Genomic DNA, 25,330 nt, shown 5'->3' with positions numbered 1-25,330 from the left:
TCCGGATCTACTTCACTTCCTCAGCAAAACCGATCCCGGAGCCCCCATCCATGCGGACACCAAACCGACCAATGGAGTTTGCTTCCAATCCATTAACTGCCAGGGATCCGTTGTAGATGATAGACAGATTTTTGACGGCGATGGAGGCTCGATTCAGTGTGAACGGAATATCGAATGTGCGATTGGAATTGATACCTACCCCCACCGATTCAAGAGTTAGATGAACCACGTGATTCCCGTCCGCGAGTCCAGCGCTAAGTGGGATGGAAAAGCTCTTGTACGCGCCGCTACCGCTCACCGAAAGCGCTTCAGGGGCTGCGGCGTCTATCGCGCGAGTTGCATTCAATTCAGAGAGACATTGCCATTGCTCAATTAAGCCGTTAACCGACGCCATGTCCCCACTGAGACTCGCTCCAATAAAACGGGCGGCTCGGCATTCTGGAATAAACCCCGTGTCGGTTATTTCCCCAACCACTACTCCTCCAACTTTGGCTTGCACCTTGTAAATATGAATTGCTCCTCTGGTCGCTGCGGAATCAAGGAATTCTTTCGGAGTAATCCCCGTGGCAATCGACTCTTCGTCCCGGAACAGGTCATACGTTACGCTACCTCCCCCTGTGTACGACATTTCCCAGGTGATATTAACGGCGTCTTCAATTGTGCCATCAGTTGCATTTGCGCTTAGTTCGAACAAGCACGTGTTTTCGCCAACAACCCAAGCGCCATTGGTACAAACCGCACTGGCTGTACCTGTCGCACCGGGGCTCATATTAATCAGGGAGCTCGTCCCATTATTTGCGGTTGTTTGAGCATTACCGCTGCACATATTCGCCGTGCCCCAGCCAATCGATGCCGCGGCACACCGCTGGGCCCAACCGGTTACCGCCGTGCTCCACCCGCTTGTCCCTACGGAATTAACCGCCCGCACTTGGAACTGATGATCGGCCGCATCTGCTATCGTCAGTTGCCACCCACTCGAAACGGTACCTGCAGCGACCCAATTTGCATCACCCGCCTTGCGGTGCTGTAATTCATAGCTCAACGCCCCAGGAGTTGCGCCCCAGGTAACCTTTATGGCGCCATCCAGCGTGCCCTGGGTTGCCGATACCGCTACTGGGGTAGATAGGTTGGCGGTACAAGTGGTCGCGCTTAGTTCCCAGCTTCCCGTGAGCCCGTTACACACCGCGGTCGCGCCACCACTGCCCCCTGAGGTCGTGTTTGTAAGGGTCCGTGACGTGCCCTGGATGCCTGCTGCAGCCGAAGCTGCGCAGTAGTTGCTTGGCCCCCAATTCAGGGTTTGCGTCGCGCAGCCTTTGGCGATGTTCCCCGTCTCGGTCCCACTCCACGTCCCTTCGCCCGCGACGTTCTTGCCAACAACTTGGAACTCGAAAACCGACTCGTCCGCTGTAGTGAGTTGCCAGCCGCTGGTCACATTGCTCACAGTGGTCCATGAAGGGGCACCCTGCTTGCGGTGGCGTATGTCGTAGCCGGTGGCGTTTGCGACCGCCCCCCAGGTCACAGTGATCTTGCCAACAACCGTGCCGTCCGTCGCAGCCACCGACGCCGGAGCGCTCAGGCTGGCGTTGCAGGTGGATGCACTCTGGCCCCAGGAGCCGGTGACGCCATTACACACCGCCGTCGATCCGCCGCTGGCCCCCGCCGTGGTGTTGCTGAGAGCTCGCGAGGTGCCCGCGGCCCCTGCTGCAGCCGAAGCTGCGCAGTAGTTGCTTGGTCCCCAATTCAGGGTTTGCGTCGCGCAGCCTTTGGCGATGTTCCCCGTCTCGGTCCCACTCCACGTCCCTTCGCCCGCGACGTTCTTGCCAACAACTTGGAATTCGAAAACCGACTCGTCCGCTGTAGTGAGTTGCCAGCCGCTGGTCACATTGCTCACAGTGGTCCATGAAGGGGCACCCTGCTTGCGGTGGCGTATGTCGTAGCCGGTGGCGTTTGCGACCGCCCCCCAGGTCACAGTGATCTTGCCAACAACCGTGCCGTCCGTCGCTGACACCGACGCCGGAGCGCTCAGGGATGCAGAACAGGTTGGATTGCTGACTTCCCAAACGGCGCTATTGCAAACAGCAGTTGCGCTTCCTATTGCGCCGGCCGCAGAGTTTGAAATGACGATCGATTGCCCATTTAATGTAGTTTGTGCAACCGCGGAACAGTAATTACCAGGCCCCCAAGTCAATGGGGCTGCCGCGCATTCGGGATGATCATCGCCAAAAAGAATAGTCGTGGTGGAATTAACTCCGAATGTACGAGTGGAGTACATTGTGGTACAGACCGGAGCCATCCCCGAGCAAGCCTGTCCGCCACTTGGATTGTAAATCAACACCATGTCAAAAGCGCCTGTTCTCGTGATGCTCTGACCAGGCGACAGTGATCCGGTATATACAACGGACGCACCGTACTTGAGTTCGTAATTATTAGAAAGCGTCTGAGATTGGTTTTGGATAGTTACCGCGAACTGAGCAAAAGCAAGACTTGGCGCAAGATACGCAAGCGCCAAACACGCAAGAACTCGGCACACCTTCAGAAGATGTTTCATTACTTTATCCCCTCAAAAATCTGCCATATGCATGGTGGCTGTTCGCTGTTCACTGCCCAGTTTGGGTTACTTTCACCGAACATTCTTTGTAGTGATTGCGAGGTCACTTAGAAACACTCTGGCCTGCCTGTCACCCAATGCCTTCGCTTTGTGCAAGTAATGGGCGGCCTCTTCACGATCCACCGGACCACCTTTACCGACCATGAGCATCCAGCCATAAGCCGTCATTGATTCCACATGGCCGGCCAAGGCTGCCTTGTGATACCAATGTAGCGCTGCCAATTCGTCTTTCACCCCATGCTGCCCACGAACAAAGTAGTAAGCAACTGCCGACATGGCCTGAGGTATTCCGCTTTGGGCGGCGGCGTAATACAAAATAAAAGCGCGCTTCAGATCCTTAGGGAATCCAAGCGCGCCTTGATCGTATTGTTCGGCCAGAAGGTACTTCGCCTTTGGCAAGTTCTTTTTGCTGCCTAATTCAAGGTATTTGGCTGCGCCATTATTATTATTACGGGCTATGCTCAGCTCTGCGAGGAACATAATGGCATCATCATCCCCACACTCGGCTGAACGATTTGCTAGCCTGATGCCGCGGTCTTCATCGCCTTGACTCATCAAAGTCTTGGCCTGAACAAAAAGGCGCGAGGCTTCAGCTTGCCCGTCCCGCGGTATATCCAGCATGTCCCAGCTTCTGATCGGGCCATCAAACTTCCCATAGCCCGATGGATAAGGCGCCTTGGCATAGTCGATCCGCAACGAGCTGATTTCGTCTTGCGGGTAGCTACAAGAACTCGCAGCCGATGCCTGCAGCGCACCAACGGTCAAAAGCACGAAGGCCAGGAGCTTTGTGCTGATCGCGGTAGCGCCTTTTTTTCGGAAGGGTTTCATAGGAGAGCGTTCGTTGAGGGCGCTTATGGATTGAGCAATCCTAGAAAGAAGCGCCTTCAACTTTGGCTCAAGACGCGCTTGCAACCGTCGCGTCTCGATCTCAATAGAACCTATTGCCTACCTGGGATCGTTCGCGAATTGGAACCCTGCCTTCCTTGGATTTGCTGAGGCCGTCCATTTCCCTGCTGAGGTTGGCTGTTAGGCTGCGCTGCTCCGCCACCGCCCCAGCCGTTTGCTGCCCCTCCGCCAGTCAGCACCCCCCCGCCCCCGCCTCCGAGAGTGGGGAGAGACGCGCCGCTAGAAGCGCCCCCAGATCCGGGCACGGTTTCAACGGAAGGCGCTGTTGGCTGTTGCGGAGCGGGAGCCGATGCCTGTTGGGGTGCTGCATCGCTCGGTGCGGTGGTGGCGGCCGGCGCTGCTGCGACGGCAGGAGCGGCTGCTTGTTGAGGCGCTGCCTCGCTCGGCGCGCTGGACGCTACCGGAGCTGGTGCGACAGCGGGAGCGGCTGCTTGTTGAGGCGCCGCCTCGCTCGGAGCGCTGACCGCCACCGGCGCAGGTGCGACGGCAGGAGCCGCTGCGGGCTGAGGCGCGGCCTCGGGCGGCGCACTGGCCGCCACCGGCGCAGGTGCGACGGCCGGAGCGGCTGCGGGCTGAGGCGCGGCCTCGGGCGGTGCGCTCACTGTGGCCGGTGCCGTTGCAACAGCGGGAGCCGCTGCGGGCTGGGGCGCGGCCTCGGGCTGCGCGCTGACCGCCACCGGCGCAGGTGCGACGGCAGGGGCGGCTGCAGACTGGGGCGCGGCCTCGGGCGGTGCGCTCACTGTGGCCGGTGCCGTTGCAACAGCGGGAGCCGCTGCGGGCTGGGGCGCGGCCTCGGGCTGCGCGCTGACCGCCACCGGCGCAGGTGCGACGGCAGGGGCGGCTGCGGGCTGAGGCGCGGCCTCGGGCGGTGCGCTCACTGTGGCCGGTGCCGCTGCGACAGCGGGAGCCGCTGCGGGCTGAGGCGCGGCCTCGGGCGGCGCACTGGCCGCCACCGGCGCAGGTGCGACGGCCGGAGCGGCTGCGGGCTGAGGCGCGGCCTCGGGCGGTGCGCTCACTGTGGCCGGTGCCGTTGCAACAGCGGGAGCCGCTGCGGGCTGGGGCGCGGCCTCGGGCTGCGCGCTGACCGCCACCGGCGCAGGTGCGACGGCAGGGGCGGCTGCGGGCTGAGGCGCGGCCTCGGGCGGTGCGCTCACTGTGGCCGGTGCCGCTGCGACAGCGGGAGCCGCTGCGGGCTGAGGCGCGGCCTCGGGCTGCGCGCTGACCGCCACCGGCGCAGGTGCGACGGCAGGGGCGGCTGCAGACTGGGGCGCGGCCTCGGGCTGCGCGCTGACCGCGACCGGCGCAGGTGCGACGGCAGGGGCGGCTGCAGACTGGGGCGCTGCCTCGCTCGATGCGCTGGCCGCTGCTGGAGCAGGTGCGACAGCCGGAGCGGCTGCGGGCTGAGGCGCGGCCTCGGGCGGTGCGCTGGCCGCTGCTGGAGCAGGTGCGACGGCAGGAGCGGCTGCGGGCTGGGGCGCTGCCTCGCTCGATGCGCTGGCCGCTGCTGGAGCAGGTGCGACGGCAGGAGCGGCTGCGGGTTGAGGCGCTGCCTCGGGTGCTGCGCTCACTGCGGCCGGTGCCGCTGCGACAGCGGGAGCCGCTGCGGGCTGAGGCGCGGCCTCGGGCGCTGCGCTGATCGCTGCCGGTGCAGGTGCGACAGCGGGAGCTGCCGCGGGCTGGGGGGCCGCATCGCTCGGCGCACTGGCCGCCACCGGAGCTGGGGCGACGGCAGGCGCTGCCGCTGGCTGGGGCGCTGCCTCGGGCGCTGCGCTGGTCGCTGCCGGTGCAGGTGCGACAGCGGGAGCTGCCGCGGGCTGGGGGGCCGCATCGCTCGGCGCGCTGGCCGCCACCGGAGCTGGGGCGACGGCAGGTGCTGCCGCAGGCTGGGGCGCTGCCTCGGGCGCTGCGCTCACTGCGGCCGGTGCCGGTGCAACAGCGGGAGCCGCTGCGGGTTGAGGCGCGGCCTCGGGCGCTGCGCTCACGGCGGCCGGAGCCGATGCAACAGCGGGAGCTGCCGCGGGCTGGGGGGCCGCATCGCTCGGCGCGCTGGCCGCCACCGGAGCTGGGGCGACGGCAGGTGCTGCCGCAGGCTGGGGCGCTGCCTCGGGCGCTGCGCTCACTGCGGCCGGTGCCGGTGCAACAGCGGGAGCCGCTGCGGGTTGAGGCGCGGCCTCGGGCGCTGCGCTCACGGCGGCCGGAGCCGATGCAACAGCGGGAGCTGCCGCGGGCTGGGGGGCCGCATCGCTCGGCGCGCTGGCCGCCACCGGAGCTGGGGCGACGGCAGGTGCTGCCGCAGGCTGGGGCGCTGCCTCGGGCGCTGCGCTCACTGCGGCCGGTGCCGCTGCGACGGCGGGAGCCGCTGCGGGCTGAGGCGCGGCCTCGGGCGCTGCGCTCACTGCGGCCGGTGCAGGTGCGACAGCGGGAGCCGCTGCGGGCTGAGGCGCGGCCTCGGGCGCTGCGCTGGTCGCTGCCGGTGCAGGTGCGACAGCGGGAGCTGCCGCGGGCTGGGGGGCCGCATCGCTCGGCGCACTGGCCGCCACCGGCGCAGGGGCGACGGCAGGGGCGGCTGCGGGTTGAGGCGCTGCCTCGGTCGGCGCACTGGGCGCCACTGGCGCAGGTGCGACGGCGGGAGCGGCTACAGCCTGGGGAGCGGCCTCGGGCGGCGCGCTGGCCGCCACTGGAGCAGGTGCGACGGCAGGAGCGGCTGCGGGTTGAGGCGCTGCCTCGGGTGCTGCGCTCACTGCGGCCGGTGCCGCTGCGACAGCGGGAGCCGCTGCGGGCTGAGGCGCGGCCTCAGGCGCTGCGCTGATCGCTGCCGGTGCAGGTGCGACAGCGGGAGCTGCCGCGGGCTGGGGGGCCGCATCGCTCGGCGCACTGGCCGCCACCGGCGCAGGGGCGACGGCAGGCGCTGCCGCTGGCTGGGGCGCTGCCTCGGGCGCTGCGCTGGTCGCTGCCGGTGCAGGTGCGACAGCGGGAGCCGCCGCGGGCTGAGGCGCGGCCTCGGGCGCTGCGCTCACTGCGGCCGGTGCAGGTGCGACAGCGGGAGCTGCCGCGGGCTGGGGCGATGCCTCGCTCGGCGCGCTGGCCACCACCGGCGCAGGGGCGACGGCAGGGGCGGCTGCTGGTTGAGGCGCCGCCTCGTTCGGCGCGCTCACGGCGGCCGGTGCCGATGCAACAGCGGGAGCCGCCGCGGGCTGAGGCGCGGCCTCGGGCGCTGCGCTCACTGCGGCCGGTGCCGCTGCGACAGCGGGAGCCGCTGCGGGCTGAGGCGCGGCCTCAGGCGCTGCGCTGATCGCTGCCGGTGCAGGTGCGACAGCGGGAGCTGCCGCGGGCTGGGGGGCCGCATCGCTCGGCGCACTGGCCGCCACCGGCGCAGGGGCGACGGCAGGCGCTGCCGCTGGCTGGGGCGCTGCCTCGGGCGCTGCGCTGGTCGCTGCCGGTGCAGGTGCGACAGCGGGAGCCGCCGCGGGCTGAGGCGCGGCCTCGGGCGCTGCGCTCACTGCGGCCGGTGCAGGTGCGACAGCGGGAGCTGCCGCGGGCTGGGGCGATGCCTCGCTCGGCGCGCTGGCCACCACCGGCGCAGGGGCGACGGCAGGGGCGGCTGCTGGTTGAGGCGCCGCCTCGTTCGGCGCGCTCACGGCGGCCGGTGCCGATGCAACAGCGGGAGCCGCCGCGGGCTGAGGCGCGGCCTCGGGCGCTGCGCTCACTGCGGCCGGTGCCGCTGCGACAGCGGGAGCCGCTGCGGGCTGAGGCGCGGCCTCAGGCGCTGCGCTGATCGCTGCCGGTGCAGGTGCGACAGCGGGAGCTGCCGCGGGCTGGGGGGCCGCATCGCTCGGCGCACTGGCCGCCACCGGCGCAGGGGCGACGGCAGGCGCTGCCGCTGGCTGGGGCGCTGCCTCGGGCGCTGCGCTGGTCGCTGCCGGTGCAGGTGCGACAGCGGGAGCCGCCGCGGGCTGAGGCGCGGCCTCGGGCGCTGCGCTCACTGCGGCCGGTGCAGGTGCGACAGCGGGAGCTGCCGCGGGCTGGGGCGATGCCTCGCTCGGCGCGCTGGCCACCACCGGCGCAGGGGCGACGGCAGGGGCGGCTGCTGGTTGAGGCGCCGCCTCGTTCGGCGCGCTCACGGCGGCCGGTGCCGATGCAACAGCGGGAGCCGCCGCGGGCTGAGGCGCGGCCTCGGGCGCTGCGCTCACTGCGGCCGGTGCCGCTGCGACGGCAGGTGCTGCCGCAGGTTGAGGCGCCGCCTCGGTCGGCGCACTGGCCGCCACTGGCGCAGGTGCGACGGCGGGAGCGGCTACAGCATGGGGCGCGGCCTCGGGCGGCGCGCTGGCCGCCACCGGCGCAGGGGCGACGGCAGGGGCGGCTGCTGGTTGAGGCGCCGCCTCGTTCGGCGCGCTCACGGCGGCCGGGGCAGGCGCAACGGTCTTTGCCGCTGAGGGTTGGGGTGCCACATCCCCACCGTAACCACCACCACCACCACCACCACCGCTACCACCTCCGCTACCGCTACGGGGGCCGCCCTTCGGCTGCTCAAACGAAGCAGGCGCCCCTGTAATCGCCCTGGCTGCCACCAGGCCGGCCGAAGCTGCCCCAGTCACGATATTCGCCGCTGCAGCGCCTCCTGCTGCAGCACCCCTAACTGCCTGCACAGGTGCCGGCGAAGGCGCCGGAGATGGTGCCGATGGATGCGCCGGCGCAGGTGCGCCCGCAGATCCAGCGCTCGCGGGCTTCGGTACCGGTTGTCCGTACGTGCTCTCAAAATCCCTATCGCCTTGCCGATTTTTCAGCTCCGTATTGGCCCATTTACTCAATGCGGCATGCTTATCAATTAATGGAAGGCCTTGCGCTGCTCTGCGTTCATTAGCGGCATCAATTTGGCCTTCTTTCCTATCCATGAGCGGCCCATATATATCCTTGACGGCGGCACGGGACGGAGCCTGGTCGGCTCTTTGTGTCCTATCGGAGCCTTCAGCTTGCCCTTGCTTCACGTATTTGGCATCGCTCCCCATAACACGGGCACCTGATGGGGCCATGTCGGGGATCGTTGGGCGCATCGTTTGCCTCTGCCCAGCCTCCAACATCAGACCGCTCGTATCCATTGCGCGCATAAACTGGGGAATAAATCCGCTGCCATCTTGCGCCTGCTTAGCTTGCCGCCCCTCGGCATCAACGCGTCCGACTCCTCCGACTGCGCTCCCATATGTAGCCGCTGCCCGTCCTTTATCGGAGTTTTGCTGAGCCTCGACCTTTTGACGATGTATATCGTTTGTGCCATCACTCGTTGCCGCAGCAGCCCCTGCCGCAGCTTGATCAACTGCTGGCCGCACCCCTTTATCCATACTGGCCAGGTTGTCTATAACACCCTTGAATACGTTCTCAGCCTGCGCAAGTTGGGAAATCGCCGGCGAAGCATCATGCGCCCCTGCCGCAGCAGCGAGACGAGCCATTCCAGATAGCGCTTCTAGTTTCCCCGCGTTCCCGCTCTGATTCTTCATCGTCTCAAGCGCTTGCAATGCAGCTACCGCGGCAATCTGATCTTCTGAAAGAGCATGGGTGGCGCCAGTATTGGCACTTCTCAATTTGTCTTGGTTTTGCTTGATCTGCTCGCCAAGCTTCATTCCCAATTCGCCGCCAATAGCCGCAATCACTTTTTGCCGCGCCCCTTCAGCGTTGCCGCTCGCCGTATTGTGTTTGGTCGCATAGAGGTTCGCAATATCGCCAAATTTCAACTGAGCGCTTGTGCCAGCATTCCCACTGTTACTCGCGGTTTGGGTAAATTTGTCAGCTTGATCGAGCGACTTGATTTGCTGTGCAATATTCTGGAAAGCGTCAGACATCTCTTTGGCCTTTTGCGCCATCTCTTTGAAATCTGCACCCGATCCTCCGCCCACTCCCTCGCTTGCCGACTTACCCGACCTCCCGGTGACTCCCCCCCCGGAAGTCGCTTTCGTCCCCCCTTCTTGCTTTCGGCCGTGTTCCAATGCCTGAATATCAGTTGAAATTTTATTAAGGGCCGCCGCTAATGCCGCTGCGGCTTTAAAATTGAACCCTCCACCTCCAACTCCACCTCCAAGAGACAAATCACCCTTCCCACCAAAGACGGCTTGTGACTGACTTTGAACTCCATCCTTCATCGAGTAGCTAAACCCATCCCCAACTACCGAATCAGTATCAGAGTGGTAGTTTGCGTCGAACCCTGCCGACTGCAGTGCCTGGGCAAGCTGGTCACCTCGGACATAAGAAGAAGACGCTTTGGCCAAACTCGCGCTATCTTTAGCTACCCGAGCAAACTGCTGGCCTAATGACGACCTGAGTGCCGCAGATGTCTCGGTTGCAGCAGCGACCACAGCAGAAACATCTCCGCCTGAACCAAATGTTGGTTGACCCATTACTACAGAATTGGCGTCTCCTCGTGAATTCAAATCCCTTATCCTAGATTGACCGCCTGCCAAGGCCTGGGCCTGCTGCAGACCCTGCAACTGCGCCCCTGGATTGATTTGATTGCCCACAAGAGCACCCCCGCCAATTGCCATTGGCCCCTTTCCAGACGATCCTCCCGTTCCAGATCCGCTTTCGCCTCCCGCGCTGGCACCGCCAGATGGTGCGGCTTTAGCAATCATGTTGGACATGGCAAACATACTGCCAGTCATGATTGCAAACATCATGTAGGGAGCAGACTGCAGCATGTTCGAGGCAGCAATGGTGGCTGTATGCACGTGCCTCATAAGGGATGACAAATATTCAGGAGTAAGCCCCTCTACCCCTGGCGCTGCAAATCCCTGAATTTCGGCTTGGTACCAGCCATTGATAATGGCCAGCATAGGAATCCAGCTTTGGGTCCACAATCCAAAAAGCACATAGCCTGCAGCCACCTTCAGTCCGGTGGCAGGGTTAGCCGCTACAACAAACATCACGATGGGTGTGGCGGCTATGAAAATAAAAAAAAGAATATCCATAAATTTGGGCGCTGTGGTTGTCACCATCAATGCCTGGGATGATTCTTCTTTCGCCCACTGGAATAAGCCGGTGTCACGCTGGAGTTCTACAATCTCGTCTATGGGGTTGCGCGAATCCCGTGCCGTTTGTTTGAGGATCGTATAGGTCATCAAGTTGGCCACGGCCAGGTTGTCAAGCGCCGCATGTGCCGGGGCTACACGATTTAATTCAGGCAAGAGGTCAACCCATTCCTTGGTTGTTTGTGTCCCCGTTTGATTCTCGCTATAACGCTTGCTGTCGCTCGTTCGCGCAATTCCGTCGAGCGTACTTTTGAACATAACAGCGTCTTGCGAGGCTAGTTGCAATCCTATATCCCTGATATAAGTGGCTACATCCGCGCAGGTGGCAACTTGCCCGGATGGTTCACCAGGTCGATAGGGATGACTCTTCGAATAGATAAATGTCGGTGTCCCGTCCGAATTCAAAGCATCGGCAAACTTAACAAAACCATTGGCTGTTTGCGCAAATTCGATATTCATCAATTCTGGTTTTCCGCAATAGCGCGAGGCGTAATACAGCGTCTGCGTCAGATTGGGGTCCACGTGTCTCGCAGGATCGAGAGGTGCCGTCGCGATTTGCATGAGCACGCGTGCCGGCATAAATGGATCGAGCTCCCCGCTTGGGGCAATATATTTGCCGTTAACTCCTGACATGACGGTTTCTATTTTTTGTGTCATGTAAAGCGCGAATGCCCCTGCAATTGCTCCGGGAAATGCGATCGCATATGGGACATCATCCACCACACGCACAGGGGCGTTATTGTCAAACTGCTCAATGACGACCGTGGTCTTCGGGATGAATGCCGCCATTACTACCAAGAGCTGTATCAGCATGACATCCAGGCGCAGCCCCTCCCTGGCCAGGACACCCTTGGCAAGAATAGCCAGGAGGCTGCAAATCAAAGCGAGCTTGAGGGCTCCCCCTACCCACGAGTCCTGGGTAAAGAACATAGCCATGGAGGTCATCACTGACCCAACGGTAGCCGGATCCGAAACGGTATAAATGGTTAAAGACATCTCGACTCCTAGCGTTTAGGGGCCACGCTCAATTGAGAACGCGTGAGATTTCGAATATTCACCATAGATTTCGTGGTCTCATTCAAGATTTTTGCCATGGTGCCATCCACAGGTTTGAGTGCATCCAGTTGGCGCGCTTTCTCTTTCAGGTTCCGCTCATAGAGAGCCGGCATATCCTTCTTGGTTTGGCCAGAAAACACGTTTGCACCGATCCCCTGAAACTCAACTGCCATTTTGTAGGCCAAGTATTGAGGGAGCACTTCGGCAAGCTGAATCCCCAAGGTCATGGATGCCCCTTCAATATCCTGCGTTTCCATCATCAGGTTGATAATTGGAAGCGGCGCAACGCTGATCAAAGATCGCGCGGATGCGCTCAACGCCCCCTCTCCCGACTTGTGCACAAACATGCCGACGACCGAATCAGGTGAAACATCGGCTTTAGATGTTGGAATATCTGAGGTACCAAACAGGGCCCTATTGATAATTTCCGTGACACCACCCCAGGTAGCCAGCGGGAGTCTTGCGGGTGGAACACTACGGCAATCAGAGCCACCGCATGAGCGCACCATCACGCCATCGGGATCAAACCGCGCCGGGTACATCAGGTTGTCCCATCGAGTAATGGTGGGCTCGAAGGTTTCTGGGTCTTTGACGCAGCGCTCAGGCGGGGTAGTGCCAGAGCAATTACTGGGCGTATTGGTCTCTGGATTGACGATCACGACGCCATACAGGCCCATCACTATGCCGATTGCGTCATTTCTGCTGAGAAATAAACGCAGTGTATTTCCGCCGTTATCCAATGATTCCCTTGCTGCTAGATAAACCAAATTCCCGTCCAATGGGTTATTGGCCGCCACTTCAGCTCCTGTACCCCCCGTGCCAGGCCCTGTCCCCTTCGCTGTTTCGTTTGGATTGGTATAGTTGCGGCTATTCTCTGCCTTCAATTCATCAGCGAAGTTTCCCAGAGCAGTAGAAACGCGCTTCCCTATATCGGAAGCCTGCTCCATTAGCTTTCCTCTGCCCGCTGAGGTAAGCATAGCCTTACCGATGGCGCATGTGTTCTTGGCCATTGCATTAAGCTCTCTCATTGCCGCCTCCAACTCCGCAATCAGTTTGGCGCATGGAGAACACATGGACTCAATGGCTGCTTTGATAGCAAAACCCACAGCATTGGCCGCAATCGAGCGTATCAATTGTTCGAATTGAGCCCCATTGATAAACGAGAACGATCCGAAGAATATATCGACGCCCCCGCAGCCGGCATCAATTTTGGGCGGTGCAAATTGAATCACGTTGATCCCACTGCTGATGGGGCGCAGGGTCATGGAACCGCCGTACATCCCCTTGAGGCGCTGAGTGCTGATCGCCTGAGGATTGGTCGATGTCCCGATGAACATTTCATTGAGCGCTTCTTTCAGGCCAGCATGGGCCGGTAGCGAAAGCGAGCCCAGTGCTACCGCTATGGACAGGCTTGCCGCGGCCGTTCGCGTTGCCATGCGTTTGAAATTCCACAACATGTTCAATACCTTTTTTGCAGTCGGTCTTGCACCGAATTGGTAAATGATTTGGTGTCGTCGCTCATCGAGCCGCCGATTTCCTTGATGTCGTCGGGCGTGAGCAAGCCGCGACGCTCTGGGAACGCCTTGTCACTGATTTCCTTGCTGAGAAGCCCAGACTGATCTCCGGCAAAGAGCAACCGCTCTTCCAGCATGTCCTGGGAGAGCAATCCCTGGGTGAGCACCGTCACGTTCTCGGGCGGTACCACCACGGCCACGGCAGGACGCACACCAATGCGCAGAAATTTGGATTGACCAGACTCCGCACGCACGTCATCGGTCTTGGCCATCCAGGGAGGACGCTTCCCATCTGGGGTGATGTAGATCACCGTGAGTTTTCTGTCCTGGGCCATCCGCGCCACGATGGGGTATTGCAATGCGCAAAATGCGCAGGATTCATCCAAGAAAACCCACAGCCCCGCCTTCTCGGAGATTGCCTTGATTGCCTTCGCTTGCTCCTCGATGGTCAAACGCATGAAGCTTCCGCGCGAAGCCGAAGAAAACGGCATGCGGTTGGCCTCGTCGAGAAGTGGATCCAGCAGAGATTCGCGCTGAAACACATGCGTGAAATTACTGGCCTTATCGAGCATCACGCGGGTCGCATAGCGGTACTTGCGGACGTTCTCTTGCGAAGGTTCATCAATCGCCTTGTTGAGTATCTGCTGATACTCTTTTTGAAACCATTCAACCGATAGCGGCTCCACCTTTTGAGGCTGAGTCTTCTTGGGTGGAGCGGGCTCAACTGGCTTTTTCGGTTCGGGTTTTATTTCCGGTGGCTTGACGGGCGTTTCTGGCTCGGGCTCCCTCTCGTACCAGAACCAACCGTCCTCCTTGTCTAAAATGAATTGGTCAATAGCGAAGGCCGGCTCCACCCATGAAATTGCAAGCACCAATGCGCAGGCCGCGCCCAGTAGCCGTGGAATCCAATACTCTACTCGGCACATAGGTCGGAAAACTCCAGATCGTGTTTGGTGTTTGCGACATTTCGCAGGGCTACTTGAACATCGTTCTGCAGCCGATCTTCATTTTCATTGGACATTCGCCTGATCCGCTGCTGTAGGAGCGATTGGATATTAGGTATCACCGACCCGTCCCCCATTCTTTGAGCTACTCGCCAGTAATACTGTGCGAAATAGCCGTCTTTATCATCAGGGAACCAACCTCCCGCATGCATATCACCATTGATCATCATGATTTCGGCAGCCTGCCAACGCCACCTGTTTGTCATCAGGCGGATCTCTTGCGTTGCTACCTGCTGCTCAGCGCGCGTCAATTCGGGTAGGTTACGAACTATCAGACGGAGATAGTGATATATACCGGGGACGTACGAATTTCTTGCGGACGATCTGAAGTGGATAAATGCTTTTTTCATGTCCACCTGCCCCGCATAGCCGCCTTCATGAATAAGGCCGGCAATGTAATGCGCCTGGCCGCCTACCGGCCCCCGAGTCCGGTCGGTGGCTGCCCCGGACGAATAAAGCACATTCAGGATTTCTTTTGCGGCCTTAGCGTTATTGCTGTAATCGGTGCCGCGATACAGCATTAAGGCCGCATTTAATCCGGCATCGGGTATCTTGGCTTTTTTGTAAAGAGAGAGCGCGAGGTTCTGGTCGGTCTTGAAACCGTACAAGCCCAGCCGAGCTGCGTCGGCCCGAGCTCGCAGCATGTGAGGATCTCGGTTGTTGATCTTCTGCGCGACCAGTTGAATTGCTTCGATGCGCCTCTTTTCGTCATCCCCCTTTGTCGGGGCTGCGTTTGCCCGCTGAAGGGCTACGCAGACCCCAAGGCGCGAGTTGCTGCTGGCGGTCTGGCGAATCATCTGCACAACCGGGTTTGGCTCTCCTGCTGCGACAGCGGGGGCGCTGAACCCCGCGGCACAGGCCCAGGCGATCAGGGTGGGGAACAGAGACTTCACAAGCGCCCCCCGGTCGGTGCCGGTCGATCGTTCTTTGGGGCCACCGCTTCTATGCGCTTCTCGTCTGGGGGAGGAATCCGCAGAGTGCTCAGGATGATTTCGGCGGGGTCTTCCCCCTCTTCCGCAGCCAAGTGGCTGGCGACCCTGGTGCCCCCTTGCCCTGCAGGGCTCTTGGTGGTCCCCAATTTCTTGACCGTTTTGGGGCGATCATTTCTCTTGGATGCCCCCACCCCCAGGGTTACGAGAGCCAGTCCTGCTGCCAAAAGGATGATTGCGATAAGGAAGGCGCCCACTGTGCAACTCTCGTGATCCAAAACAAAACAAACACCTGCAGGCTTCAGCGCGCAGGTGTTTGGATACTAGGGTTGCACTCGTCTCAATCCATGACGAAACGCACCAGGTTTCGCCCTGTTTAAGGCGGTGTTGGCTCGGGGCTTGGTTTGCAGCCTGGATACACGAATGGCATTTTCTTGTTGTTGCTCGGGTCGTAGCAGTGCTCGATGCCGTCCTGGCGCAATGTTTCGGTAAACGTTGTCATCTTGCCCTGGTTCTGCTGCCAGCCCTCCACCGTCTTGTATGCAGCGGCGCGCTCATCGATGTCCCCACCTTCGCCATCCGGCCCCCCAACCGCTTTACTGATTGGTACTGAGTTCTTGGTGACTCCATAAGACTGCCCTGGATTGGCCGTATTTATGGTCCCCGATTCAACAAGTGCATCGGTCCATTCGGTCAGGTCAACCCGAGACCAGTCCACAGATGCCAACTCCAGAGGAGTGAATCCGCCGCAATTAATTTTGCAACCGCCAAGCTTGCTGCCGTTCGGGCCGGTGCGAAAACCGAATGGCTTGCTCCCAGAGAGGTTTTGTTTGGTTATTTGTTCAGAAATCACCCTTGTCGCTATTGATTTGTAGCAACAATACAACTGACGTTTCTCGACACAGACGAACAGGAATTTCTTATTGCAACATGAATCTACAAAGGTGCACAAACGCCAACGGTCGTTCATTCCCCACTCGTACTCTTCCTGTTTGCATGCAAATATGATGTGTCCAATCAACCGGGCGATTGAGTAGATCATAAATGCGGTATTCAGGGTTTCGAGGATTTGTTTCGCGCTTTCCGTGAATGCAACCGTGGAGAAGCCGCCATTCACAAAAACACTGTTGGCCAACTCCGGACTTATGGAATTCAGCACTTCATAAGCGGAATTCATTAAATTCGTTTTGAGCTGATCAATCGCCCCGCCTATCGCGCTTTGCTTAACAGGCGAGTCAACAGCTATCTGTGCCGGATTAACCCCACCTCCCGAACCAAAATTTCCAAACATATTATCGAAACCAGCGTTAAATGGCTCCACAACGTTTTCAGTCAGCCAGGTTGACGCAGAATCATACAGATCTGTAACTGGTTTGGATATTTCTCCAAACGTCTGTGAGGCGTTGTTGTACACATCGAAATTCCCAAGAAAATGCTGAACAGTCTCATTCCGGGAAATTTTGTACAATGCTTTTGCTGCCTGCAGATACATGATCCACGAGGGGCCGCTTTTTGCCCCTTTGCGGGCTTCTTTGCAGCAATCAGGCGTAATGCCAATTTGACGGCCAATTGGCTGCTTACAATACATCGGCTTTCCGCCAAAGACCATCGGGGTGCACGGTTCATTTACTGACTTAGGTGGTTCGCCGGTTTCTGCGCACACCATCTCGCTGATCATGAAGTTCAGCGCCTCCATCCCCGATACAGCTCGCGCAAAGCCCTCACCGTGATTGCCGCTCAGGTTCGGGCGGTGACACTCTGTCCCCATACACCGGACCACGCCAGAGCACGTGTCGCCTTGCTCTTCAACGACAACTGGAATGTTGGGTTCTTTGTCTTCTCCGCAATCGTAAGCAAGCGTTGGGTTGTAGCAAACGCCCGTAAATACGCCTTCAAATCGCGAATCGCATGAGTTATTGCCTGGTGAAGGCTTGCAGGCCTGCGTGATTGGCTGGCCATCGTCGTTGGTTACGCTGTCGCAGTCCGAGGCCCATTCGCTGCCATCGGGCTTGAAGAAATGCGCGAGCGACCCTTCATCTTCCATCGTGGAGCAGCTCGTGAAGCTCTCGCCTTCGGCCGCCCAGCACATCTTGTCTTCCAGCATGACTATGGGATCGCCATTTGGCGTGGGGTCGGCCCCAGCACCATCGCTGATGCCATCGTGCACCGCCGAGGCGTCCGTACCCCAATTCTTGAGCAGCTCAACGATGCCGCTGTTGGGAAGCCCAGGGCCGAACGTCACTCCACCAATGGATCTGGTTGGGGCGGTATCCACACACGTCAACTTGCCCCCTTTGCAGAAGCCATCTGCCACGTACTGCATGTACTTTTCGCAGCCCGCGAAGGTGTTGATGGGCACCGAGTACGTCTTGGCCATCAGCCGCAACTGGTGCAGTGTGCCGTCGCCGCTCGCGGTCCCTGAGGGCCGCCAGGACTCGCTGGGCTTGCCGTAGTTGCTGAAGTTGCTCGACCCACCCGCCTGGACGTACACGCCGTCAAACGCATAAGACTTTGGGTCTCCTCCCACCGGGGTGTGCATGTACTCCAGATAGGGTCCCTCGCTGCCCCCTCGGGGATCATCGGGCAGCTTTTCAGTCGAGCACCCCTCCCCGCCTGGACACATGGCCCCACCCATGATCGGAAAATCCGTCCGAACCGGGCCCGCAACATTGGCCGGTTCTTTGCGGTACGTGTAGAGCGGGTAATCCTCCGAGTCCTTCACCTGCTTTCCGGTGACCGGATCAATGATCGGCACCTTGATTTTTTCGAACGCGCGTACCGTGAGGTAATTCTGCTCAGCCAAGTAGGTGAGGCCGAACGACCGCTGTATGTTCTTGCAGCCTTGTGGATACGGATTCACCAGGGTCTCTGAGCACAAGCGCATATTCGGCACGGCGTATGGATCGCCCACTTGTGTCTCGATGCGCGAAATCGTGTCGCGGCGACACTGCCCAGCAAGTTCTTGTGCTCTTGCGCTGCTGCCAGCGTTCAAGCCGCGCGTGATGCCGGCGCGTAGCAAGGAGTCATCGGAATAGGTTTTCCGCGAGGCCGTCGCGGCAGCCAAATCGTTGTACTTCTTCGCGACCACGCGTTCATCGGGATTCGCCTGGTCGTCGTACATGAGGGCAATGTTGGCTCCAGGCGCTCCAGGGCACCACCGCAACATCTCTCCCCCATACGATGGGACTTCGCAGATCTGAGGTGGGTCAGGCGGGCACGGAACCCCAGGGGTCTCCTCTGTGTAGGTTGCTTTCGCCTGGTAGAGATCGGCGGACAAGTACAAGGCCTTGGCCCCGAATTGGACGGCCTGAGACGCCACCGTCTTCCACCCATCGCCGGGGCTGCCATAGCTGACAATGCCCGCGTTGCTCAACACCTGTACCCCTGCCCCACCATCCACAGCGAAACGATGGTTGTAGGTGAAGTAGTTGCGATTCTTTGCGGCCGAAAAAGGCGTGTAGGTGTACTTGATGGCGTAGGTCTCGTCCACGCGGTCCCAGTACACCGTTGCACCGGCTCCAATGGTCGCAACCATCATGTCCACGTGGCCCCGGCTGTACACGGTGGGCTTCATCACCGTCAGGTACTCCACCGGGCTGGTGTTTGGAATGGCCTGTTTCTCGATGTCGAAGAATTCGACTTTCAGAATGCGGTGCTTTGGGGACGACGCGGCTTGCGAGATGTCCTGCAGTTCGAGCGCTTCAAAGTCGGTTTTTCTGCATCCGTCTCGGCGCAGGTTTCTGCGGTTCTGTTCAGAGAGGCCTTTGAGCAACTCCGGGTCGTTGTAAATCTCGCTCCCCTTAGAGGTCAATGCCGGCATCGACTTCGAGTTGAACCCCGGAAGCATCTCGGTAACGTTTAGGCGCCCCTCTGTCGTATCGTTCTGACCGGGTTCAACCCGCTCCATGTCCAGCGTCGGTGGGTTGACTCGCCCCATCATCTCCTGGCCAGCATCGCTTCCACGCTGCGCGCCTTGAATCAATTCAGGCAGCGCAAGCGGCTGCAGGGCTCGATCCGCCTGGGCCTTAGCGCGTTGCTCGTCGGCCGGATCGGTGCTCAGATCGGGCGCGCGCGTTCGCTGAGTCGCGTCTTCCTCTACGTTGGGCGTGCGCAGCGGCGCGGGGGCCCCGTCTCCACGCAGCAGTCGCGCGGCGCGCCGGTTGATGAGGTTGAATTCGTTGAGATCATCCGCCGTCAACTGCGCAACGAGCCACGAAGACGCCTCTGCCTCTTGTGACGGGGTGATGGGCAACTGCTCGATTGCTTGGGCGTACGCGACATGTGCGGTGAGTGGCCACACGACCACTGCAATTGCCAGCATGAGCCGGCCGACCAAGACGACAGGCCAGGGACGAATGTGCTGTTGCATCTTGAGCGCTTCTCTCAATCGCCGTACACGCCGAAGCAGCAATCCGTCCACTGAAACAGCAGATAGGAGTGGTCTTCGCCTGTTGCCGGAACGTCTCGCCACATCCCCCAGCCCACGGTGGACGCGCCTGTTGGATGGGTGCAGGTGCTGTAGCGTGAAGGTGGGTTGACCTCGCGCACCTGGTTGGTGGAGTTCACCGGTGGCGGCGCTCCCTCTGCTGGCCCATCGCTCTCTGGTGAGGGCGCCAGGAATTGCCATCGGTAGGCGTCCTTGCGAATCACGAAGCGCTGGTTGCGCTCACACAGGTTGTCCGTGCCGATGGTCTCCGACAAAAAGCCCAGTCGGTGCATCAGGGAGAGCCCACGAAATGCCGACAAGCTCGTGGCTCTGACCGGCTCGATCTGATGGTCCACAGTCCCCCCATTGGAGAAGCCGGTCATGGGGTATCCGGGGCCCCATGCTCCCGCGACCCAGAAGAGATCATTGATGGGCTGCCCAGCCGTAGCCGCGGCGGCATCGGCAGGTAGCGCGTACAGCGACGTGGCGCCGGAAAACAGGAGCATTTCCGGGTTGACGAAGGCCGTGTAGCGCCCCAGCACGTCGTTCCAGTTTGGAAACATCGGGCTGGCCGTAACCACGTCGAAATCCATGAGCCCATCGGCGGGGCATGCCCCCTCATCAATCAGGCGCAGCATCCAGATGACCGGAAAGCTGTAGAGCACCCAGTTCGAGAAATGCTGGCTGTTATCGCCGCGCCCCATGTTCGCCCCCGAATTGAGGAACTCGACATTCCCAAGAGGCAATTGCAAGCCCCCTAGCGACGGCATGCAGTAGGGCCGCCGCGTGACATCGATGATCTTTGACGGCGCCCAGAAACCCACGGTAAATCCGATGCGAGGCAGCTTGCCTTTCAGCAGATCCCCCCCACACGTGCAAACCACACGTTTGGATGCGTCGCTGGGCACACCGGACTTGCCGTCCATGAAGGTGACCCCGGCCAGCCGGATTGGAAAGATCCCGGACCAGCAAACGTCACTGAACATCGTTTCGAGCGGGCTGTAGCTGTTGCACCCAAGGGACATGGCTTGCTGTGCAAACGCGCCGTGAGAAGTCGAGAGCAGCAGAGCGAGCAGGCAAATGAGTCGCTTAACAAAGACGATGGGGCGCATCAAAAGTCCTCCGGTTTGAAGGTGCTGATGCGCAGGCGCGGCCCTTCCTGCTGCACGATCGCAGGCACGGCCTGCACGCCGAAGCGGTCATTGAGCTTTGAGAGGAACGGATAGACGGGCCGCTTGTAGCTCTGCGCAATCTCGACCGTGACCGGCGTCTTAGCGTCGATCGCCTGAAGGTTGAACCCCACAACGAACAGATCTGCATTTGCAAATTCGGGCTGCTGAATCCAGCGCTTGACCATTTGCGCCTGGCGTTTGTCAGATGGGTCAAACACGATGACGGGCACCTGCAGCCGGGTGTAGTCCAACAGGTTGATGGTCTGCCCACCTTTGGCCAACAGCACTTGGCCAGCGCCGTCTTTAGAGGGCGATTTGATGTCGTGTGGCACGCGGAAGGTCGGCACGAAGTAAGCCGTACCGTCCTGCGTTGCAGTCGGCAGATCAAACCCAGGGCGAAGGTTCTTGGCCGCCCGTTCTTGCGCGCGCGCCATCACCGGCTTCCAGTCGAAGTTCTTTGTGCGCTCTTCAATCACGCTGAGCATGTCGGGCTCGGCAATGGCATAGAGCTCCCCGTGCGCGCTTTTTCCGCGTTGCTGCACGTTCTCGCGTGCTGCAAACAGGCTTTGCGAGCCCTTGGTCTCGTACCATTTCTCGCCATCCTTGACGAGGTACAGGGGGACGGCATCAACGGCGTAGGCGCGAAACGCGTTGGGGTCCACCTCAAGGGTGATGTGGTCGGTTTGGGGGTCGGGGAACAGGCCTCTGAGCTTGCTCACCAGCACGCCGAGCTTTTGCGGAGTAAAGCCGCGGACAACAAACCGGACGCGCCCTGCAGGAAATTCCATGGCCTGCGCAAACAGGGCGCGCAAGACCCCTTCGGGCATGCCCGCCGAGATGAACACCTGCATGTCAAAGTCTTGCGCTGTCGTGTCTTGCCCGACCTTGGGCGCCGCCTCGCGCAAGCGTCGCATCATGTCGTCTTGCATCCACTGCTGCTGCTGCGGCTGCTGCCGAGTGAAGTCAGAGAGGGTGCGCGTGGGAGCGACTTGGAGGGGCTGGGGTTTCTGCGTGATGTCGTCGCGGACAAGCCATGGAGCGGTCGTTTCAATTCCTGCGTGGGAAGCCCCGGCCATTACGAAAAAACTACAGCACAGGAATTGCCGTGCCAATGATTGCTTCACGATTTATTGGTCCCCAGTAGCGAGAGTCAAAACTTTCCTTCGTCGTGCCCATGACAAAGAATTCACGCGGTCCAAGCACCCGATGCGTGTCAAAGTCGCCCACCTTTTTTCCGGGCAGACTCTTTGCGAGCCAAAGCCGGTCGGTGTGTTTGCCGTTGATCCAGAGTTCGGTCCCTGCGATTCGGACTTCATCGCCAGGGCCGGCCATGACGAGCTTGACGATCCGATCCCCTTCTCGGCCGCCGACACCCAGCCCGGTCTTGGGCATGCGCGCGACAACGTAGTCGCCGCGCACCGGCGCCTCGCCCCGGTTCTTGTGCCAGACATAGATAAGGAATGGCATGCAGGCGGGCTCACCGGCGAGGCGCTGCGCATCCAGGCCGACTCGGTAACCCGTGGCCATCGCAAGGAGCACGCCAGCAGCGAGAGCGAGGATCACGCCGACAAGGATCTTTCCAAGGACTCGCAACGCGCGGTGCATCACGCGATCGCCATGAATTGAATTCGATTGCAAGGTGGATTCCCAATAGAAAAAGCACCGACAAGCGGGGGCCTGCAGGTGCTTCAAATACTAGGTTTGCGTCCGCCGTAAATTGCAACGAAACGCACCAGGTTTCGCCTTGTTTAGGGCGACGCTTGCTTGGATTTCCGTATTGCCATCTGCCCAGATTTCTGCAACTGTTCCTGCAGTGTTTGGGTCAAATCTTCCGTGGTCGCGGGAACCGAAGCGAGGGCGTTGGCATTGAAGACGATGACGCCCTGCTCGGACACCGCGGAAATTCCGGTCATGAGTGCTTGAGCGAATTCGCGAGTCCTCTTCGTGATCTCCTCCGCATCAATTTCCCCGCTGCGCGCCTGTTCGGTGAGCCCAAGAATGTGCTCCCTTGATAGGCGCTCCATATCCACGTAAGCGAACTTCTGCGGTTCGGGAGGCCTTTCGGTCTGGTCTTGGGGTGCATAGCGCACCACGGCAAAGGAAGCGATCACTGCGATGACCACTACCACCAGCGCGTCCACCATGAATGGCAAGAGGCCAGAGCTCTTCTTGGGCGCAGCCGCAGTGGCCTTGGGTTGCCGTGTTGCTTCGTCGTCTTGGGCTTGGTCCTCGGTCTCTCGTTCCTGCATTTTTCTCTTATCCATGGTTGGCGATAAACGTTTCGACGGCCTCAACCGGGTTCATGCCCCGCTCGATGTTTGCAATGACTTCCGTTCGCTCAGCACCGGAGGTCGAGAACAGGACTTGTGAAAAGCGGTCCACAACCAGTCGGGCGACACCCATCCCCTGCTCGGTGTAGAACATCACCTCCGAATACTTGCCGGGGATTGAATGCACCGTCTGGAGCAAATAAAAGCCGTAGTCGCCCAGCGCCAGATGGCCTTCCTTCTTCACCTGCTCGATTGACTCGGCCGTCTGCTTGAGAATGAATTTGAAAGCGCTGTTGGCGGCGATTGCACGCCCAGAATCAGAGCGGTACAGGTCTGCGATTGACTGCGTAACCACAATGGCCGCGCCGCCATATTTCCGGAACCGCCTGTAGGCATGCTCCATGAAACGCCCGACCATCGGGTCATCGAGAAGATCCCACGCTTCATCGATCACGAGGATCTTTGGCCGCCCGTCATTGGAGAGGTACATCTCGCGCTGGATGTTGCTGATGAGTTGCATCAACACCACCTGCTGCAGCGTGCGCTTTCCTTTGAGCTCTTCGAGTTCGAGCACCACGAAATCGTTGGACATGTCCACGTTCGCCTTGCCGTCGAACCAATAGCCTTCGGAGCCGTAGCGCGTAAAGCGGTACAGCATGTTGCCGATGTCGGCTGTGCGCTGGTCCTCTTGGTGCGTGAGGTAGTCGGCCACGTCCGTGATGGTCGAACCCGTACCCATGCGCCCCCATACGGCCTTTATGGCTTCCTCAATGCGCGAGCGACGGTAGTCGTCGAGCCCGTCCTCAGGAGCTGCCATTTTCTCGATGCAGGCCTGGATCAAGGACACTTCTTCGTCGATGTCCACGACCCGAGAAAACGGGTTCAAGCAGATCCCTGACTCCGGCCCAAACTCAATGAATGAGCCGTTGAGCATCTTGGCTTGCTTCAGGTAAGACCGTCCCACGTCGATCACCCACACCTTGGCACCCATCGACAAGTAATCCATGTTCATCGACTGGGTGAGGAACGACTTGCCGGCCCCAGAAGACGCAAAGACCACGCCGTTGTAGTTCGTGGGACTGTCGAACAGGTCGAGGCTCATCAACTGACCGCGACGACTCTGCAGGAGCATCCCATAGCCCTGGCCAGGCTTGGCAAAAACGGACGTTCCTTTCCACTCTCCGAGGATCGGAGCGAAGGTCATGGCTTGCTCCACCGCCATGGTCTTGAAACGAAAGGTGTTCTTGATGCTCTCGACAGAAGGAAAGAGCGGGAACGAATTCCAGAATGAGGAGAGCACCACAAAGCGCTCTTCTCCCATCGCGAAGTCGAATGATTGCAGGTAGGTGCGCAGCGTCGATGATTGGCGCGAGCACTCTTCGCGGGTCTGCCCGTACACGCTCACTGTGAGCGATGCTTCCACGACCGAGGCGCCCTGCTCCATCGCATTCACAAGGACATCCATGCCTTGCTTTTTGAACGCCAGCTTCGGCACGAAGCGCAACATCGGGCCGAAGGCCTGATAGTTGATCATGGCGGCCTTCTGCTTCATGCTCGTGGTTTTGCCGTACTGATTCGGATAGTGCAGCGTCAAGCTGATGTGATAGGGCAGCTTGATCTGATTGTTCGCCCCGAGCGGGTCCCCGATCATGAAGGCCATCAGGGACAAGTCGTTGCTCTTGGGCCAGCGCCCTACCGCGAGCATCTGCACGTGCGTATCGTCGTTGAACAACAATGCGTCCTTGTGCACCTCGATGCTCTCGCCTGGCAGGAACACTTGGTTCTTGAGGAGCTGGTCGGTTCGCACCTGGTCAATCTTGCGCGGTGCAAACGGGTGCGTGAGCCGGTGGGCCAGCTCCAGATATTGGGTGGCATTCATGCGGCGCAGAAACAAACCGAAGGTTTGCATGGACTCTGCGAGCTTGGCGCCGGTTTCAGCGATGTTGTCGATCTCTTCGGTGCTTGGCGTTCTGCCTTTGAAGGGTGACTTCACCGACAGTACGACGCGCCGATCATGAATCTTTGTGCCTATGGTGGGGATGTTGGATACGTGGGCCGCGCCATGCATGAACTCCGCGCGACGCTTTGCGTACTCACGAAGGGTGTCGCGCGCAGAAACGTCACGGATCCGATAGATGTCTTGCTCTCGCCGATTTTGGTATTGAGCAATTTGGTTATCGATGTCGGGCATCCCGATAATCGACAGTTGGACAAAGCTGCCTTCAGGGAGCGCCAGGGAGAGCGCCCCTTTGAGCATGTCGGCAGTTGTGTCGTCCGCCCCGTTCACCGGGTCGCCCCAATAGCAAACACCGATATGACCATCATCGGTCATGAGCACACCGCTCTCTTCGTCGTAGGCCACCACTGGGATGTACTCGTCGGGCGATATGCGCTCAGCGGCGCGTTGAAACTTGCGGTGCAGGGCGGACATG

At 60.3% G+C, this 25,330-nt stretch carries 14 protein-coding genes and 1 pseudogene; 3 read left to right on the top strand and 12 right to left on the bottom strand.

Annotation, left to right across the window (positions count from 1 at the left end):
- Positions 1-7: 7 nt before the first annotated feature.
- Entirely contained in the window at positions 8-2,548 is a 2,541-nt protein-coding gene (locus tag C6571_RS19910) for a fibronectin type III domain-containing protein (RefSeq protein WP_211300763.1), read from the bottom strand.
- Positions 2,549-2,620: 72 nt separating this feature from the next.
- Positions 2,621-3,436 (bottom strand): tetratricopeptide repeat protein, encoded by an 816-nt coding sequence (locus tag C6571_RS18645; RefSeq protein ID WP_106448394.1) that lies wholly within the window; start codon positions 3,434-3,436, stop codon positions 2,621-2,623.
- Positions 3,437-4,117: 681 nt separating this feature from the next.
- On the opposite strand from C6571_RS18645, the gene C6571_RS20295 reads away from it, so the two are divergent.
- The 3 genes from C6571_RS20295 to C6571_RS20070 all read left to right on the top strand — a co-directional run bounded on the left by C6571_RS20295 (position 4,118) and on the right by C6571_RS20070 (position 9,510).
- The gene (locus C6571_RS20295; RefSeq protein WP_170094857.1) at positions 4,118-4,366 is read left to right on the top strand and encodes a hypothetical protein; all 249 of its coding nucleotides are present in this window, start codon (positions 4,118-4,120) and stop codon (positions 4,364-4,366) included.
- Between the two features lie 499 nt (positions 4,367-4,865).
- The gene (locus C6571_RS20290) at positions 4,866-5,150 is read left to right on the top strand and encodes a hypothetical protein (protein WP_170094855.1); all 285 of its coding nucleotides are present in this window, start codon (positions 4,866-4,868) and stop codon (positions 5,148-5,150) included.
- A gap of 3,910 nt (positions 5,151-9,060) precedes the next feature.
- Positions 9,061-9,510 (top strand): hypothetical protein, encoded by a 450-nt coding sequence (locus C6571_RS20070; RefSeq protein WP_245901594.1) that lies wholly within the window; start codon positions 9,061-9,063, stop codon positions 9,508-9,510.
- 603 nt (positions 9,511-10,113) lie between these two features.
- Here C6571_RS20070 and C6571_RS20065 read toward each other — a convergent pair.
- The 10 genes and pseudogenes from C6571_RS20065 to traC form a co-directional block, all read right to left on the bottom strand.
- A pseudogene (locus C6571_RS20065) lies at positions 10,114-11,523 on the bottom strand (conjugal transfer protein TraG N-terminal domain-containing protein); the annotation flags it as partial.
- Between the two features lie 8 nt (positions 11,524-11,531).
- Positions 11,532-13,040, bottom strand: coding sequence for a conjugal transfer protein TraH (locus tag C6571_RS18625; protein WP_106448393.1), 1,509 nt, complete (start codon positions 13,038-13,040; stop codon positions 11,532-11,534).
- 2 nt (positions 13,041-13,042) lie between these two features.
- On the bottom strand, positions 13,043-13,969 hold the full coding sequence (gene traF / locus C6571_RS18620) for a conjugal transfer protein TraF (RefSeq protein WP_245901605.1): 927 nt from the start codon (positions 13,967-13,969) through the stop codon (positions 13,043-13,045).
- 41 nt (positions 13,970-14,010) lie between these two features.
- On the bottom strand, positions 14,011-14,994 hold the full coding sequence (locus C6571_RS18615; protein ID WP_245901592.1) for a hypothetical protein: 984 nt from the start codon (positions 14,992-14,994) through the stop codon (positions 14,011-14,013).
- Positions 14,995-15,406: 412 nt separating this feature from the next.
- Positions 15,407-19,399 carry a conjugal transfer protein TraN gene (gene traN / locus C6571_RS18605; RefSeq protein WP_106448450.1) on the bottom strand — a complete coding sequence of 1,331 codons (3,993 nt, stop codon included), beginning with the start codon at positions 19,397-19,399 and terminating at the stop codon, positions 15,407-15,409.
- A 14-nt stretch (positions 19,400-19,413) separates the two neighbouring features.
- A complete protein-coding gene (locus C6571_RS18600) occupies positions 19,414-20,568 on the bottom strand; it encodes a TraU family protein (protein WP_106448389.1) in 1,155 nt (384 codons plus the stop codon).
- On the bottom strand, positions 20,568-21,545 hold the full coding sequence (locus C6571_RS18595) for a TrbC family F-type conjugative pilus assembly protein (RefSeq protein WP_245901590.1): 978 nt from the start codon (positions 21,543-21,545) through the stop codon (positions 20,568-20,570). Before C6571_RS18595 ends, C6571_RS18600 begins: the two co-directional genes overlap by 1 nt.
- Before the next feature lie 169 nt (positions 21,546-21,714).
- Positions 21,715-22,266, bottom strand: coding sequence for a signal peptidase I (gene lepB / locus C6571_RS18590; RefSeq protein WP_106448448.1), 552 nt, complete (start codon positions 22,264-22,266; stop codon positions 21,715-21,717).
- Positions 22,267-22,376: 110 nt separating this feature from the next.
- On the bottom strand, positions 22,377-22,892 hold the full coding sequence (locus C6571_RS18585; RefSeq protein WP_245901588.1) for a hypothetical protein: 516 nt from the start codon (positions 22,890-22,892) through the stop codon (positions 22,377-22,379).
- On the bottom strand, positions 22,885-25,329 hold the full coding sequence (traC, locus tag C6571_RS18580; protein WP_106448388.1) for a type IV secretion system protein TraC: 2,445 nt from the start codon (positions 25,327-25,329) through the stop codon (positions 22,885-22,887). Before traC ends, C6571_RS18585 begins: the two co-directional genes overlap by 8 nt.
- Position 25,330: the final 1 nt, after the last annotated feature.

Source organism: Simplicispira suum (assembly GCF_003008595.1).
Lineage (GTDB): Bacteria > Pseudomonadota > Gammaproteobacteria > Burkholderiales > Burkholderiaceae_C > Simplicispira > Simplicispira suum.
This window is presented reverse-complemented; position numbering and strand designations above follow the sequence as displayed.